The 14,716-nt window shown below is 58.0% G+C and carries 14 protein-coding genes; 8 read left to right on the top strand and 6 right to left on the bottom strand.

The features are described 5' to 3' along the window. Nucleotides 1-8: 8 nt before the first annotated feature. Together pepP and ACYVIA_RS13950 are read left to right on the top strand one after the other, a co-directional pair. Nucleotides 9-1,340 (top strand): Xaa-Pro aminopeptidase, encoded by a 1,332-nt coding sequence (pepP, locus tag ACYVIA_RS13945; protein ID WP_460841740.1) that lies wholly within the window; start codon nucleotides 9-11, stop codon nucleotides 1,338-1,340. A gap of 10 nt (nucleotides 1,341-1,350) precedes the next feature. Beyond that, a complete protein-coding gene (locus tag ACYVIA_RS13950) occupies nucleotides 1,351-2,493 on the top strand; it encodes an FAD-dependent monooxygenase (RefSeq protein WP_460841742.1) in 1,143 nt (380 codons plus the stop codon). A 53-nt stretch (nucleotides 2,494-2,546) separates the two neighbouring features. Here ACYVIA_RS13950 and pntB read toward each other — a convergent pair whose 3' ends face one another. The 3 genes from pntB to panD form a co-directional block, all read right to left on the bottom strand. Beyond that, nucleotides 2,547-3,971 carry a Re/Si-specific NAD(P)(+) transhydrogenase subunit beta gene (pntB, locus tag ACYVIA_RS13955; protein WP_460841744.1) on the bottom strand — a complete coding sequence of 475 codons (1,425 nt, stop codon included), beginning with the start codon at nucleotides 3,969-3,971 and terminating at the stop codon, nucleotides 2,547-2,549. Nucleotides 3,972-3,985: 14 nt separating this feature from the next. Next, nucleotides 3,986-5,578 carry a Re/Si-specific NAD(P)(+) transhydrogenase subunit alpha gene (locus ACYVIA_RS13960; RefSeq protein ID WP_460841746.1) on the bottom strand — a complete coding sequence of 531 codons (1,593 nt, stop codon included), beginning with the start codon at nucleotides 5,576-5,578 and terminating at the stop codon, nucleotides 3,986-3,988. A gap of 109 nt (nucleotides 5,579-5,687) precedes the next feature. Beyond that, nucleotides 5,688-6,047 carry an aspartate 1-decarboxylase gene (gene panD, locus ACYVIA_RS13965; RefSeq protein ID WP_460841748.1) on the bottom strand — a complete coding sequence of 120 codons (360 nt, stop codon included), beginning with the start codon at nucleotides 6,045-6,047 and terminating at the stop codon, nucleotides 5,688-5,690. A gap of 477 nt (nucleotides 6,048-6,524) precedes the next feature. Between panD and ACYVIA_RS13970 the strand changes: the two genes are divergently transcribed. The 5 genes from ACYVIA_RS13970 (at nucleotide 6,525) to ACYVIA_RS13990 (ending at nucleotide 9,273) form a co-directional block, all read left to right on the top strand. Beyond that, nucleotides 6,525-7,010: an NUDIX hydrolase gene (locus tag ACYVIA_RS13970; RefSeq protein WP_460841751.1), complete on the top strand. Its 486-nt coding sequence runs from the start codon at nucleotides 6,525-6,527 to the stop codon at nucleotides 7,008-7,010. After that, nucleotides 7,003-8,133: a tRNA 2-thiouridine(34) synthase MnmA gene (gene mnmA, locus ACYVIA_RS13975; RefSeq protein ID WP_460841752.1), complete on the top strand. Its 1,131-nt coding sequence runs from the start codon at nucleotides 7,003-7,005 to the stop codon at nucleotides 8,131-8,133. Before ACYVIA_RS13970 ends, mnmA begins: the two co-directional genes overlap by 8 nt. A gap of 270 nt (nucleotides 8,134-8,403) precedes the next feature. Further along, on the top strand, nucleotides 8,404-8,601 hold the full coding sequence (gene hemP / locus ACYVIA_RS13980; RefSeq protein WP_460841754.1) for a hemin uptake protein HemP: 198 nt from the start codon (nucleotides 8,404-8,406) through the stop codon (nucleotides 8,599-8,601). A 103-nt stretch (nucleotides 8,602-8,704) separates the two neighbouring features. Next, a complete protein-coding gene (locus ACYVIA_RS13985; protein WP_460841756.1) occupies nucleotides 8,705-9,019 on the top strand; it encodes a hypothetical protein in 315 nt (104 codons plus the stop codon). Between the two features lie 35 nt (nucleotides 9,020-9,054). Further along, nucleotides 9,055-9,273: a (2Fe-2S)-binding protein gene (locus tag ACYVIA_RS13990; RefSeq protein WP_460841758.1), complete on the top strand. Its 219-nt coding sequence runs from the start codon at nucleotides 9,055-9,057 to the stop codon at nucleotides 9,271-9,273. Between the two features lie 152 nt (nucleotides 9,274-9,425). Here the strand turns inward: ACYVIA_RS13990 and ACYVIA_RS13995 are convergent, their stop codons facing one another. Beyond that, complete coding sequence (locus tag ACYVIA_RS13995; RefSeq protein WP_460841760.1) at nucleotides 9,426-10,034, bottom strand: glutathione S-transferase family protein; 609 nt, start codon at nucleotides 10,032-10,034, stop codon at nucleotides 9,426-9,428. 195 nt (nucleotides 10,035-10,229) lie between these two features. On the opposite strand from ACYVIA_RS13995, the gene purB reads away from it, so the two are divergent. Next, nucleotides 10,230-11,597 carry an adenylosuccinate lyase gene (gene purB / locus ACYVIA_RS14000; RefSeq protein ID WP_460841762.1) on the top strand — a complete coding sequence of 456 codons (1,368 nt, stop codon included), beginning with the start codon at nucleotides 10,230-10,232 and terminating at the stop codon, nucleotides 11,595-11,597. 247 nt (nucleotides 11,598-11,844) lie between these two features. Here purB and secF read toward each other — a convergent pair whose 3' ends face one another. Then, complete coding sequence (gene secF / locus ACYVIA_RS14005) at nucleotides 11,845-12,789, bottom strand: protein translocase subunit SecF (RefSeq protein WP_460841764.1); 945 nt, start codon at nucleotides 12,787-12,789, stop codon at nucleotides 11,845-11,847. 63 nt (nucleotides 12,790-12,852) lie between these two features. After that, on the bottom strand, nucleotides 12,853-14,712 hold the full coding sequence (secD, locus tag ACYVIA_RS14010) for a protein translocase subunit SecD (protein WP_460841766.1): 1,860 nt from the start codon (nucleotides 14,710-14,712) through the stop codon (nucleotides 12,853-12,855). Between the last annotated feature and the right edge of the window lie 4 nt (nucleotides 14,713-14,716).

Below are 14,716 nucleotides of genomic sequence, written 5' to 3' on the forward strand. Positions count from 1 at the left end.
TCCGCAACATGAAATCATATGCAGCACGACGTGCCGCGTTGATGGACGAGATGCAGGCAAAAGGCGGCGGCGTGGCGATCATCCCAACCGCGCCCGAAGTCATGCGTAACCGCGACGCCGACTATCCCTATCGACACGACAGCTATTTCCATTATCTGTCCGGTTTTACCGAACCGGAAGCAATCATCGTCCTGGTCGCCGGCAAGGAGAGGCAGTCGATCCTGTTCTGCCGCGAGAAAAACGTCGAGCGCGAGATCTGGGACGGCTATCGCTACGGCCCTGAAGCGGCACGCGAAGCGTTCGGTTTTGATGCCGCGTTCCCGATCAGCGCGCTCGATGGCGAAATGCCGAAACTGATGGCAGATGCACCAGCCTTGTTCTATGCGCTTGGCAGCGACAGCAGACTGGACAGCCAGGTACACGCCTGGCTGCGCACGGTCCGCCTGCAGGCGCGCGCTGGCGTTGCCGCACCGTCCGTCGCACATGATGTACACGTGATCCTGGACGAAATGCGCCTCGTGAAGGACGCAGCAGAAATCGCGATCATGAAACGTGCAGCCGTGATTTCCGCAGGTGCCCATCGACGCGCAATGCAAACCGCGCGTCCCGGCCTGCGTGAGTATCATCTCGAGGCAGAATTGCTGCATGAATTCCGGCGCCACGGTTCGCAATTCCCCGCCTATGGATCGATTGTCGCGACAGGCGCCAATGCCTGCGTTTTGCATTACCGGGCCAGCGATACAGAAATCAGGGATGGCGACCTGATCCTGATCGATGCCGGCGCTGAGCTCGACAGCTATGCCTCGGACATCACGCGCACCTTCCCTGCGAATGGCAAGTTCAGCGGACCGCAAAAAGAGCTTTATGAAATCGTGCTCGCCTCCCAGGCAGCAGCGATCGCCGATACCAGGCCCGGCAAGCGCTTTATTGACGGCCATGATGCGGCGGTGCGTGTTCTGGCGCAGGGGATGCTCGATACCGGTCTGCTGGATAAGAACAAGGTCGGCTCGCTTGAGGACGTCATCGAGAAAGGCGCCTATCGGCAGTTTTACATGCACCGCACAGGCCACTGGCTCGGAATGGATGTGCATGATGTCGGCGACTATCGCGAACAATCTGCCGCAGGCAGCGAGCGCGACTGGCGCATCCTGCAACCCGGTATGGTGCTCACCATCGAACCCGGCATTTACGTCCGCCCGGAACCCGGTGTACCGGAGCATTTCTGGAACATCGGCATCCGCATTGAAGACGACGCAGTGGTGACCGAAGACGGTTGCGACATCATTACCGCTGATGCGCCAAAATCGGTTGCCGATATCGAAGCGGTCATGAAAGGCTGACCACCCGGCGATGGTTACGACGGAATTTGACATTGCGATCTGCGGCGCCGGCCCGGTCGGGCTGGCACTGGCGCTGCTGCTTGTTAAACGCGGCATGCCGGCCGGTCGAATCGCACTGATTGATGCCAAACCACTGGACGCCGCATGCAAGGATCCACGGTCCCTGGCGCTCTCCTACGGCAGCAAACAGATTCTCGAAGAAATCGGCATCTGGCCAGTCCCTACGGACGCCATCCACCAGATCCATATCTCCCGTCGTGGGCATTTCGGACGGACCTTCATCGACCGCAATGAGTTCGGTGTACCTGCGCTCGGATACGTCACACGTTATGGCGCGCTGGTGGCGGCAATGTCGGCGCGTGTGGCGCAGTCAGGTGTGACAGTGTTGCGTCCCGCGCACGTCACTTCTTTCTCAGAGTACCAGGACCATGTCGAGCTGCGATTTGCTGACGGCAATATCCGGACCGTGAATCTGATGGTGCAGGCCGAAGGCGGCGTCTTTTCGGATCAGGCGGCCAAGTCCGTTCGGCGCGACTATGGACAGTCGGGAATCATCTCCCATGTTGTCGCAAGTGCTCCCATAGCGCATCGTGCGTTCGAGCGCTTCACGGAGGAAGGCCCTCTTGCCTTGCTCCCGCAAGACGACGGTTACGCCCTTGTCTGGTGCGTGCGCCCCGCAACCGCCTCCCGGTTGCAATCCCTGCCGGACAGGGAATTCCTTGGAGCGCTCGAACGTGCATTTGGCTCGCGCCTTGGGCATTTTGTGAGCGCGACGCCGCGGGTCACCTATCCTCTTGGCCTCAACGCCCATGCTGCCTACTCGGCGCGAACCGTCGCTGTCGGCAATGCCGCACAAACCCTGCATCCGGTCGCGGGGCAGGGGCTGAATCTCGGCCTGCGGGATGTTGCGGTACTTTCACGATTGCTGGCGAAAGCCGCGACGCCTGACATGCTCGGCCGCTTTGCGCAGGAACGGGAAAACGATCGTAACATTACAATACGGCTGACGGACACCATGGCACGTATCTTTACCAGTGCACCGGACGGTGCGCCATCACAATCGCTTCTCGGCTTCTCGCTGGCGCTGCTCGACACGCTACCGCCAGCGAGAAGGATGCTTGCAGAGCAAATGATGTTCGGCTCGCGTCAATAGAACCCTCAATAAAAAAGCCGCGCACGCGCGGCTTTTTCTTCGTTGATGAGGAATCAGGCTGCCTTCAAGGCTACCAGCACCTCGTCCAGCATCTTCTTTGCATCGCCGAACAACATGCGGTTGTTTTCCTTGTAGAACAGAGGATTGTCCACTCCGGCGTAGCCGGAAGCCATGCTGCGCTTCATCACGATCGATGTCTTCGCCTTCCAGACTTCAAGCACCGGCATGCCGGCGATCGGGCTGCTCGGGTCCTCCATCGCTGCCGGATTCACGATGTCGTTAGCGCCGATCACCATCGCAACATCCGTATCCGCGAAGTCCTCGTTGATTTCATCCATCTCCATCACGATGTCGTACGGGACCTTCGCTTCGGCGAGCAGTACGTTCATGTGGCCAGGCATCCGACCTGCAACCGGATGGATGCCGAACCGGACATTCACGCCTTTCTCACGGAGGTGCTTGGTGATCTCGTACACCGTGTGCTGAGCTTGCGCGACTGCCATGCCATATCCAGGAACGATGATCACGTTCTTTGCTTCACGCAGCAGTTCACCCGTTTCAACAGCCGACACTGGCACTACTTCGCCTGCAGGTTGCGCTGCACCTCCACCGGCAGGAGCAGGCTTCCCGCCCTCGGAGCCGAAGCCGCCGGCGATCACGCTGATGAAATTGCGGTTCATCGCGCGGCACATGATGTAAGACAGAATTGCACCGCTGGAGCCGACCAGCGCACCGGTCACGATCAGCAAGTCGTTCGACAACATGAAGCCCGTTGCCGCCGCTGCCCAACCGGAATAGCTGTTCAGCATCGACACCACCACCGGCATGTCGGCACCGCCGATTGCCATCACCATGTGAATACCGAACAGCAGTGCGATCACGGTCATCACGATGAGCGGCGTCATGCCTTCGTTGATCGATTCGGCCTTGAGGAATTGCGCACCGAAGTAGATGACGATCAGGAGCCCGGCCAGGTTCAGCCAGTGGCGTGCCGGCAGCAGCAGCGGCTTGCCGCCGATGCGTCCTGACAGCTTGCCGAAAGCGATAATCGAACCGGAGAAGGTCACCGCACCGATCAGGATGCCGATGTAGATTTCAACCTCATGGATCACCTTTTCAGCGCCGGTGAAGTTGGCCGATGCCGCCGGGTCAATGTAGCTCGCATAGCCGACCAGCGTTGCAGCCAGGCCGACCAGGCTGTGCATCAATGCGACCAGCTCCGGCATCTGCGTCATCTGCACGACGCGTGCAGCGTACAGGCCGATTGCACCACCGACGACCATCGCGCCAATGATCCAGGGCAGACCAACCGAAGTGACATGCGGACCGAAGATCGTAGCGAGCACGGCGATGGCCATACCGATCATGCCGTACAGATTCCCTCGCCGAGCCGTTTCAGGGTGGGATAGTCCACCCAAACTGAGGATGAAGAGGATGGTTGCGCCGATGTAGGCAACCGTTGTGAGACTTTCTGACATTATTATCGCCTCCCTTATTTGCGGAACATCGCCAGCATGCGGCGCGTCACGGCGAAGCCGCCGAACATGTTGATCGTTGTAAGCACGATGCCGATCACTGCCAGCCAGCGGATCCAGTCGCCCGGACGCTCAATGCCTTCAGTCAGGGGCGGAGCAATCTGCACCAGTGCGCCAATGGCGATAATGCTCGAGATCGCGTTCGTCACGCTCATGAGCGGCGTATGCAGCGACGGCGTGACGTTCCATACCACCATGTACCCGACGAAGCAGGCCAGCACGAACACCGTGAAGTGGCCGAGGAAGGCTGCCGGAGCGTAGGCGCCGATGAACCAGAACAGTGCGGCGACGACGCCGAACAGGATTGCCATCTTGGTGCCGGACATGGCTTCGCCGCTCGGTCCGTGGCCATGTCCCTTTGACGCAGGCGCTGCGGCCGGCTTGGCCGCAGCCGGTTTGGCGGGCGCGGCGGGCTGCTTCGGTGCAGGTGGTGGCCATGTGACCTCACCGTCCTTGATCACGGTCAGGCCGCGAATGGCATCATCGTCCATATTGACGTTGATGATGCCGTCCTTGGTCTTGCACAGCTCTTCGGTCAAGCGCAACAGGTTGGTCGAATACAGCGTGGACGATTGCTTTGACAGACGGCTGACGAGGTCAGTGTAGCCAACGATGGTCACGCCATGCTTCACCACCGCCTGGCCGGGTTCGGTCAGTTCGCAGTTGCCGCCCTGTTCGGCAGCCATGTCGACAATGACACTGCCCGGCTTCATGCTCTTCACCATATCGGCGGTGATCAGCTTGGGTGCCGGTTTTCCTGGGATCAAAGCGGTCGTAATGATGACGTCGACCTCCCTCGCCTGCTTGGCATACATCTCGCGCTGGGCTTGCTGGAATCCTTCGCTCATCACCTTGGCATAGCCACCGCCGCCGGAGCCTTCTTCCTCGTAATCGACCTTGACGAATTCCCCGCCCAGCGACACGACCTGGTCAGCCACTTCGGCACGGGTGTCATTGGCGCGCACGATTGCACCCAGACCCGCGGCGGTGCCAATTGCGGCAAGACCGGCAACGCCGGCACCGGCGACGAAGACCTTGGCCGGCGGAATCTTGCCGGCGGCCGTCACTTGGCCGTTGAAGAATCGTCCGAATGCGTTGGCAGCCTCGATGACGGCGCGATAGCCGGCAACGCCAGCCTGAGAGGTCAACGCGTCCATCTTTTGGGCACGGCTCAGTGTACGCGGCAGCGCGTCAATGGCGAGCACAGTCGCCTTCTTCGCTGCCAGTTGTTCCATCAATTCAGGGTTCTGCGCTGGCCAGATGAAGGAAATCAGCGTGCCCTCTTCGCGCATCATGCCGACTTCTTCGGGGCTCGGCGGGCGCACCTTGAAGACGATGTCGGACGTGGCCCACAGCGTGGCTGCACTGTCGACGATGCCAGCACCGGCCACGCGATAGGTCTCATCACTGAAATTGGCCGCGTCGCCTGCGCCGGTTTCGACCTGGACCGAAAAACCCAGCTTGATGAGCTTTTCGACGACGTCTGGCACTGTCGCCACGCGTTTTTCACCCGGAAAGACTTCTCGCGGTACTCCAATTAATAGAGGCATACGCTTTCCCCTTGGTTGTTATATAAGTTGTTTTATTGGATGGAACTGAGGACCGTTTCGGGACTACCTTTTATAGTAAGGCGAGGCGTGGCCCCGCCCTTTGCTGCAATTACTTCTTGAGACCGGTCATCTGGTTCTTGTCGTCGACAAAGACAATCTTCGGAACGTAGGTTTCCACCTCGGTTTCATTCATCGGCGCATAAGTGCAGATAATGAGCAGGTCCCCCAAATGCGCGCGCCGTGCCGCGGCACCGTTGAGCGAAATCTCCCCGCTGCCGCGCTTGCCCTTGATGGCGTAGGTCGAAAAACGCTCCCCGTTGTTGATGTTGTAGAGTTCGATTTTCTCGAACTCCTTGATGTCTGCGGCTTCCAGCAAGTTCTCATCGATCCCGCATGAACCCTCGTAATGCAAATCGGCCTGTGTAACCGTTACTCGATGGATCTTCGACCGAAGCATGATGCGTTGCATTTTTTCTCCCAATTGCCCTACACGTGGTTTCCGTTGCAAATGACATTGCGACGAAATATTGATGATCATATCGGCGGATCATCTCTTTCCCAGCAGGAACACCGAATTTCAGGTGACTTTCCGCGCGAAAGAAGTTCTTTTGCAAGAAATTCTTACGCCGATCTTACACGCAAATCAAAAATTAGCACAACCGTTCTTTTTTAAGTTTTGCCGATACGGCCCTCTAAAATCGGCCTATTTGCTGGTCCGCCGATAGAAGGAGAATAAAGGAAAAAGTGACCGAGAAGGAATATAGCTGCGTTTGTCCTTCGATTAATTGCCGTAACAATAAAAATTGTTTGTTATCAATGTCAGTGCTGCCCTACGGCACATTATTCCTCTTCCAATTCTTTTACTGCATCTACCGGGCCGCCATCCGCACAACAACGGCGTGAGCCAAGCCTGCGAGGTACAATGGCGCCCTCTCTGAGGAATACTATGTCTGACGTTTGGAAACCTTCTGTCACTGTCGCCGCCGTCATCGAGCGGGAAGGCCGTTTCCTATTGGTCGAAGAAGAGACCAGCGATGGTATCCGGTTCAATCAACCGGCCGGCCATCTCGACCCGAATGAATCCCTGATCGAAGCCGTCGCCCGCGAAACACTGGAAGAGGCTGCTTATGATTTCTCGCCGACTTCACTCGTCGGCATGTATATGTCGCGCTACATTTCGTCGCGCACCGGTCTCGAGGTGACTTACCTGCGTTTTGCCTTTGCGGGTAAGCTCGGCCGCGCGCACGACCGCGCGCTCGACCACGGCATCCTGCGCACCGTCTGGATGACACGCGAGGAAATGCTGAAGTGCGAGGAAAAGCACCGCAGTCCGCTTGTCCTGCGCTGCGTGGACGACTATCTGGCCGGCAAGGGTGCTCCGTTATCACTGATTTATACCCACCCAAGCGCCATCGGGGTTTTCAATGGCTAAAAAGCGTGTCGTCATCGGCATGTCGGGCGGCGTCGACTCCTCCGTTTCCGCGTGGCTGCTTAAGGAACAAGGTTACGAGGTCATCGGCCTGTTCATGAAAAACTGGGAAGACGATGACGATTCGGAATACTGCTCGACGCGCCAGGATTGGATTGACGCTGCGAGCGTCGCGGATGTGGTGGGCGTCGATATCGAAGCGGTGAATTTTGCTGCCGAGTACAAGGACCGGGTCTTCGCGGAATTCCTGCGTGAATATCAGGCAGGTCGCACGCCCAATCCCGATGTGCTGTGCAATGCGGAGATCAAGTTCAAGGCATTCCTCGACCATGCAATGAAGCTTGGTGCCGACCTGATTGCGACCGGCCATTACGCGCGGGTCCGCCGGGTCGACAGCGGGCCGAGTGCAGGACGGTATGAATTGCTCAAGGCGCTCGATGCCAGCAAGGATCAAAGCTACTTTCTGCACCGGCTTAATCAGGCGCAGCTGTCAAAGACACTCTTCCCGCTCGGCGAAATTCCGAAGACGGAGGTCAGGCAGATTGCCGAGAAGATCGGCCTGCCAAACGCGAAAAAGAAGGACTCGACCGGAATCTGCTTCATCGGTGAGCGTCCGTTCCGCGAATTTTTGAACCGTTATCTGTCCTACAAGCCAGGTCCGATGAAGACACCAGACGGAAAACTTGTGGGTGAGCATGTCGGGTTGAGCTTCTACACTCTCGGCCAGCGCAAGGGTATCGGTCTGGGCAGCATCAGATCTTATCAGAATGCGGCGGGAAACAGTGATGCCTGGTACGTGGCGAAAAAGGATGTCGAGAACAACACACTCTATGTAGTTCAGGGGCACGATCATCCCTGGTTGCTTGCGGCAACGCTTGACGCCGGCCAGTCGAGCTGGATTGCCGGTGAGGCTCCGGTTTCCGGCCAGTTCACAGCAAAAACGCGCTACCGGCAAGCGGATGTGCCATGCACGCTTTCGAGTGTGGCCGCGGACCGATTTTCCCTTTCTTTCAACACGCCGCAATGGGCTGTCACGCCCGGCCAATCCGCTGTTCTTTATGACGGCGACGTCTGCCTGGGTGGTGGCATCATCGATGCCGCTGCAGCCTTGCAATCTTTTACGTAGCGTTCCCCTTCCCCGCTCTTCGATTGCCGCCTCACTGCTTCGCGCAGTGAGGCGGTCGCCGTCCGACCAAGCGATTGCAGTAAAAGTGCTTGCCGCGACATACCCTCCGTGAAGAAAGGCATCTGCTTTCGCAAAAAAGCAGCGGTTACTCTTCACAAATTTCCCACAAATCTCTTCCTTGCCAGCTCCATCCTAAAAAGCCTTGCAATCCTCACTGGGATCGACAATAATCTAAATGAGAATTGTTCGTATTTATAAAAGGACTAGATTATGGCGCAACTCTTACCTCCGGCGACTGATGCGGCAGAGCACCAAGTCGCACGGCGACCTGAATCACCTGCTGCGCAGGCGATCCGGATCAAGAGTGAAGAGTTGTTCCAGCAGCAACGTGAAGTCGAGATCGACCATCAGGGCCGGATCTACCGGCTGCGCCTGACGCAGCTGAACAAGCTGATCCTGACCGCCTGAGCCTTCCACGTCCTGCTATAGATACACATTATTTAATTACGTGTGCCAGCCAGCATCGGAATCGATGACAGCCAGCGAATAGGAATCGCAAAAGGAGTCCGACATGGCAACCGAGACAATGAACGCAGCATTTTTCGAACCCACGAACACCACAGCCCAGCCTGAATTACTGGTTTCCGCAGTGCTGCACTTGATGTCGCATTACACGGCCAACAATCAGGAAGGGGCCGGTTGCACGAAACTCGCTTCTGTCATTGAGCGCCATCTCAAGGCATTGGCCGAGCAGCCGGAGTTGGCGCCCGTATTGCGGGCGACGTGTCGACATCTGTCGGAGCAGTGGGCCGGTGTTGTCGAGCACGCGATCAAGTCCACAACCAAACAAAGCCGCCTGCGCCGATTCGTGACCGGCGCGCGCTAATTACATCGTATTTGTTTACTAAAAGAGTTCCATCGATGATCGTCTGCGTCTGCCACAACGTCTCCGAGAGAAAAATACGCCAAGCCGTGGAATCGGGTGTACGCTCAATGCCCGAGCTGCGCGACAAACTGAGTGTCGGCACATGCTGCGGGAAGTGCAATTCCTGTGCGAAGACCGTTCTGCGCGAATGCCTCGAAGAAGGCTCGCGCGAACCGCAACCCTTGATGTTCCCGGCGGCTGCCATTGCGGCTTGACGCACATCTTCGCCCTCGACCGGAAGCAGTGATCGCTGGACAGTTCCCGCAGCGTTGCTGACCCACAAAGGAAAAAGGCAGTCGATCACTCGACTGCCTTTTTCCTTTGCCGGTGCCGCCAGCACCGCTAAGTGTCCCGCTCGGCGTGATGCTTACTGCGGCACGGTGTCCTTGAACGACTGCCGTTCCGACAGCTTATCGAACAGCTTCGCAAGATTCGGATGCCGTTCACGCCAATCAATTTCGGGAAAGCGGAACGACAGCCAGCCGAGTGCGCAGCCAACTGAGACGTCTGCGAGCGTGTAATACGTGCCGGTGCAGAAGGGGGTATCTTTCAATCCGGTTGCCATTGCCTTAAGGCCTGCATCGACCTTCGCCAACTGGCGCGTGATCCATTCCGGGCTTTGCTGTGACTCGGGACGCAGCGTACGCTCCAGGCGAACCAGCACTCCGGCATCCAGCACACCATCCGCCAAGGCTTCCCAGCACTTGACTTCTGCACGTTCGCGGCCGTTCGGCGGGATCAGTTTTCCGACCGGAGTCAGCGTGTCGAGGTATTCGACGATGACGCGCGAATCAAACATTGCGCCACCATCTTCCATCACCAGGCAGGGCACCTTGCCCAGCGGATTGGACTCCAGGATCGTGGTGTCGGGTGCCCACACGTTTTCCAGAACCAGCTCGTAGTCGAGCTTCTTTTCCGCCATGACTACGCGGACTTTACGGACATAAGGACTGGTAAGGGAACCGATGAGTTTCATAGTTGCGTATGGTAAGAACTGGCCGCGATTATAACATTGGGGCACACCTTCCAATGAATGACAGCGCTGATGCAGGGGGCTTCAACAGTCCGGAATTTAGGCGAAATCGCCAATGGTAAAATGCCGGATTCCACGTTATTACGCGATTTTGCAGGTCGCTTCGCATTTTTCAATCACTTCATCGCTCTAAACACCATGTCGCTTTCCGCCCTCTCCGCTCTCTCTCCGTTGGATGGCCGCTACGCTGCCAAGACTGACAAGCTGCGCCCCATCCTCTCTGAAGCCGGCTTCATGCATCACCGCGTGAAAGTGGAAATCGCCTGGTTGCAGGCACTCTCGAATGCCGGTTTCGCCGAGATCAAGCCATTCTCCGCTGCTGCCAACGCGCTCCTGGACAAGCTGGCGGCGGAATTCAGCGAAGCCGACGCACAGCGCATCAAGGAAATCGAAGCCGTCACGAATCATGACGTGAAAGCAGTCGAATACTGGCTGAAGGAAAAGGTCAAGGATATCCCGGAGCTCGTCGCCGCTTCCGAGTTCATCCACTTTGCCTGTACCTCGGAGGACATCAACAACACGTCCCATGGGATGATGCTCAAGGCCGCGCGCGACAGCGTCCTGCTGCCGGCGCTGAAGACCGTGATCAGCCGGCTGACCGAGATCGCGCATGAAAATGCCACACTGCCAATGCTGTCGCGCACGCATGGTCAACCGGCGAGCCCGACGACGCTCGGCAAGGAAATCGCCAACGTCGTCGCCCGCCTGAAGCGCGCAGAGCAGCGCATTGCCGGCGTCGAAATCCTCGGCAAGATGAACGGCGCGGTCGGCAACTACAACGCCCACATCTCCGCCTATCCCGATTTTGACTGGGAGGCGTTCTCAAAGAACGTCATCGAGCAGCGCCTCGGCCTCGTTTTCAATCCTTACACAATCCAGATCGAGCCGCACGATTACATGGCGGAGTTGTTCGACGCAATCGCTCGCGTCAACACCATCCTGCTCGACCTGAACCGCGACATCTGGGGTTACATCTCTCTCGGCTATTTCAAGCAGAAAACCAAGGCCGGCGAGATCGGGTCGTCAACGATGCCACACAAGGTCAATCCGATCGACTTCGAAAATTCCGAGGGCAATCTTGGCCTGGCCAACGCGGTGCTCAAACACCTGTCCGAAAAGCTGCCGGTATCACGCTGGCAGCGCGACCTGACCGATTCCACCGTACTGCGCAACATCGGTGTGGCATTCGGCTACGCGGTCCTTGCCTATGACAGCTGCCTGCGCGGCCTGAACAAGCTGGAGGTAAATCCGGCACGCCTTGCGGAAGACCTGGACGCGACGTGGGAAGTCCTCGCCGAGCCGGTCCAGACGGTAATGCGCCGCTACGGCATCGAAAACCCCTACGAGCAGTTGAAGGAACTCACCCGCGGCAAAGGCATTTCCAAAGATGCGCTGCGTGATTTCATTAACGGCCTGGCCATTCCGCAGCAAGCCAAGGACCAGCTTCTTGCGATGACGCCCGCGAATTACATCGGACGCGCCGCGGAGCTCGCCCGCAAGGTCTGAGGCCTTCGCGCTTCATCCCTCTCGTAAGCTGCCTGTAGCTGCAAAGCAACTACAGGCAGTACGGCGTCTCAATGTGCACGCGACTGTTCTGGAACGGACCGTTCAGGCATGCACTCAGATCCACCAGCCTGACCATTGATCCCGACATGCAAATAAAAAACCCCGCCTTCGCAAGAAGGCGAGGTTTTTTATTGGTTCATTCATCAGCCGGCTCGTGCCGGCTTCTCTATCGTTCCGGGTGATTTCACTACACGACGGCACCGTCTGTTTCATCCTTTTCCTTGACCGGCTTGAGCAGGTCTTCGCGTTTGACACCCAGCCACATTGCCACTGCAGCTGCAACAAATACGGAGGAATAGATGCCGAACAAAATCCCGATCGTCAGCGCGATTGCGAAGTAATGCAGCGTCGCGCCGCCGAATAGCAGCATCGACAGCACCATCATCTGCGTAGAACCGTGCGTAATGATGGTACGGGAAACCGTACTGGTAATTGCGTGGTTCATGACTTCTGCGGTACTCAGCTTGCCGTAGCGACGGTCGCGGAAGGTTTCGCGCACGCGGTCGAAAATGATCACGGATTCATTGACCGAATAGCCAAGGATCGCCAATACGGCCGCCAGAACGGTTAGCGAGAACTCCCACTGGAAAAATGCGAAGAAGCCAATGATGATGATCACGTCGTGCAGGTTGGCGATGATCGCCGCCACAGCGAACTTCCATTCGAAGCGAAACGCCAGGTAGATCATGATGCCGACGACCACCATGCCCAGCGCCATCAGACCGTCGTGTGCAAGCTCTTCACCCACCTGCGGACCGACAAACTCGACGCGTTGCAGCCTGACCGCTTCGTCCTTCGCCTTGAGCGCGGACATCACCTTCTCACTCTGCTGAGCAGAGCTGATGTCCTTGCGCGCCGGCAGACGGATCATCACGTCCTGGGCGGTGCCGAAACTCTGCACCTGGGTATCGGTATAGCCGAGCTCTTCGATCGACTTGCGGATGTTTTCCAGGTCGGCCGGCTTCGAATACGTGACTTCAATGACCGTACCGCCAGTGAATTCGATCGAGAGATGCAGTCCCTTGTAGAACAGGAAAAAGACTGCTGCCAAGAACGTCAGCACCGAAATCACGTTGAAGACCAACGCGTGGCGCATGAAGGGGATGTCCTTCTTGATGCGGAATAACTCCATTACATTCCTTTCTGTCGCAGATTCGGGCGGCCGGCCGCCAAAAGCGCGTATTCAACTACCTGTTCAGGCATTCGGCTTCCATACTTGGCCGATCGATATGCTGCTCAACTTCTTCTTGCGTCCGTACCACAGGTTTGCAACGCCACGCGACACGAAGACTGCCGAGAAAATCGACGTCAGGATACCGAGGCAATGCACCACAGCGAAACCACGGACTGCTCCCGAGCCGAAAATCAGCAGCGCGAGGCCGGCGATCATGGTGGTAACGTTGGAGTCGAGAATCGTCGCCCATGCGCGGTCGAAACCAATGGCGATCGCTGCCTGCGGCGAATTGCCGGCACGCAGCTCTTCGCGTATCCGCTCGTTGATCAGCACGTTGGCGTCGATTGCCATGCCGAGCGTGAAGGCGATTGCCGCCATGCCTGGCAACGTCAGCGTTGCCTGCAGCAGCGACAGCAACGCGATCAGCAGCATCAGGTTCACCGTCAGCGCGAAGACGCTGAAGAAACCGAACAGATGGTAGTAAATGACCATGAAGATCGCGATCGCAGCGAAGCCGTACAGCGTCGAGTTGAAGCCCTTCTGGATATTCTCGGCACCGAGCTGCGGGCCGATCGTGCGTTCCTCGATGATTTCCATCGGTGCCGCGAGCGACCCGGCGCGCAGCAGCAGCGCAAGATCGTTGGCCGCCTCGGAGGAACCCATTCCGGTGATCTGGAAGCGCGAGCCAAGCTCGTCGCGGATCGTTGCCACGGTCAGGACCTCACCCTTGCCCTTTTCGAACAGCACGATCGCCATCGCCTTGCCGATCTTGTCGCGCGTCGCCTCACGCATGCGGCGACCGCCGTCGCCGTTCAGGTCGATGCTGACTGACGGCTGCTGGTTCTGGTCGAAGCTGGCGCTGGCGCTGGAGATGTATTCGCCGGTGATGACCGGTTCCTTGTACAACACCACCGGCGCACCCTTGCCGACACGGAACAGCTCGGAACCGAACGGGATCGCCGCCGTTTCCTCGGTGCCGCGCATCACGGACTCGTCCGCCATGCGCACTTCCAGCGTCGCAGTGCGGCCGATAATGTCCTTCGCGCGCGACACGTCCTGTACGCCCGGCAACTGCACCACAATGCGGTCGGCGCCCTGGCGCTGGATGATCGGTTCGGCAACGCCAAGTTCGTTGATACGATTGGACAGCGTGCTGATGTTCTGCTGCACCGCCTCTTCTACCGTACGCTTGAGCGCATCCGGACGGAAGGTTGCGACCAGCTTGAGGTCGGCGCCGTCGACTGCGTCGGTCAGCGTCAATTCGGCCAGTTGCGATGCGAGGACTTCCTTCGCTTTGTCGCGGGTTTCCGCGTCGCGGAACCGGATATCAATCGCATCGCCACTACGTGCGATCCCCGCATGGCGCACGTTTTTCTCGCGCAGGATGCTGCGCACGCTGGCCTGCAAGCCCTGAAGACGCTTGTTCAGCACGCCCTTGGTATCCACCTGCATCAGGAAATGCACGCCGCCGCGCAGGTCAAGACCGAGATACATTGGCATTGCGCCAATGCTTTGCAGCCATTGCGGCGTATTGGGCAGCAGGTTGAACGCGACGATATAGGTCGGATCGTCCGGGTCGGCATTCAATTCTTTTTCAAGCATCGCCTTGGCCTTGAACTGGGAGTCGGTATCGCGGAAACGGGCGCGCACCGAGCCCTGTGTCCCGTTCATGTCAAAGAACATCCCGTCCGGCTGCATTCCGTTCTTGACGAGCGCTTCTTCGACGCGCCCCATCGTGGACGAGTCGACCTTCACGGTCGCCTTGGCGCTGCTGATCTGTACTGCGGGAGATTCGCCGAAGAAGTTAGGCACCGTGTACAGCACGCCGAACACGAGTGCGATGACGATCAGGATATATTTCCAGAGGGGGTAGCGATTCATATGG

The organism is Noviherbaspirillum agri (assembly GCF_054780595.1).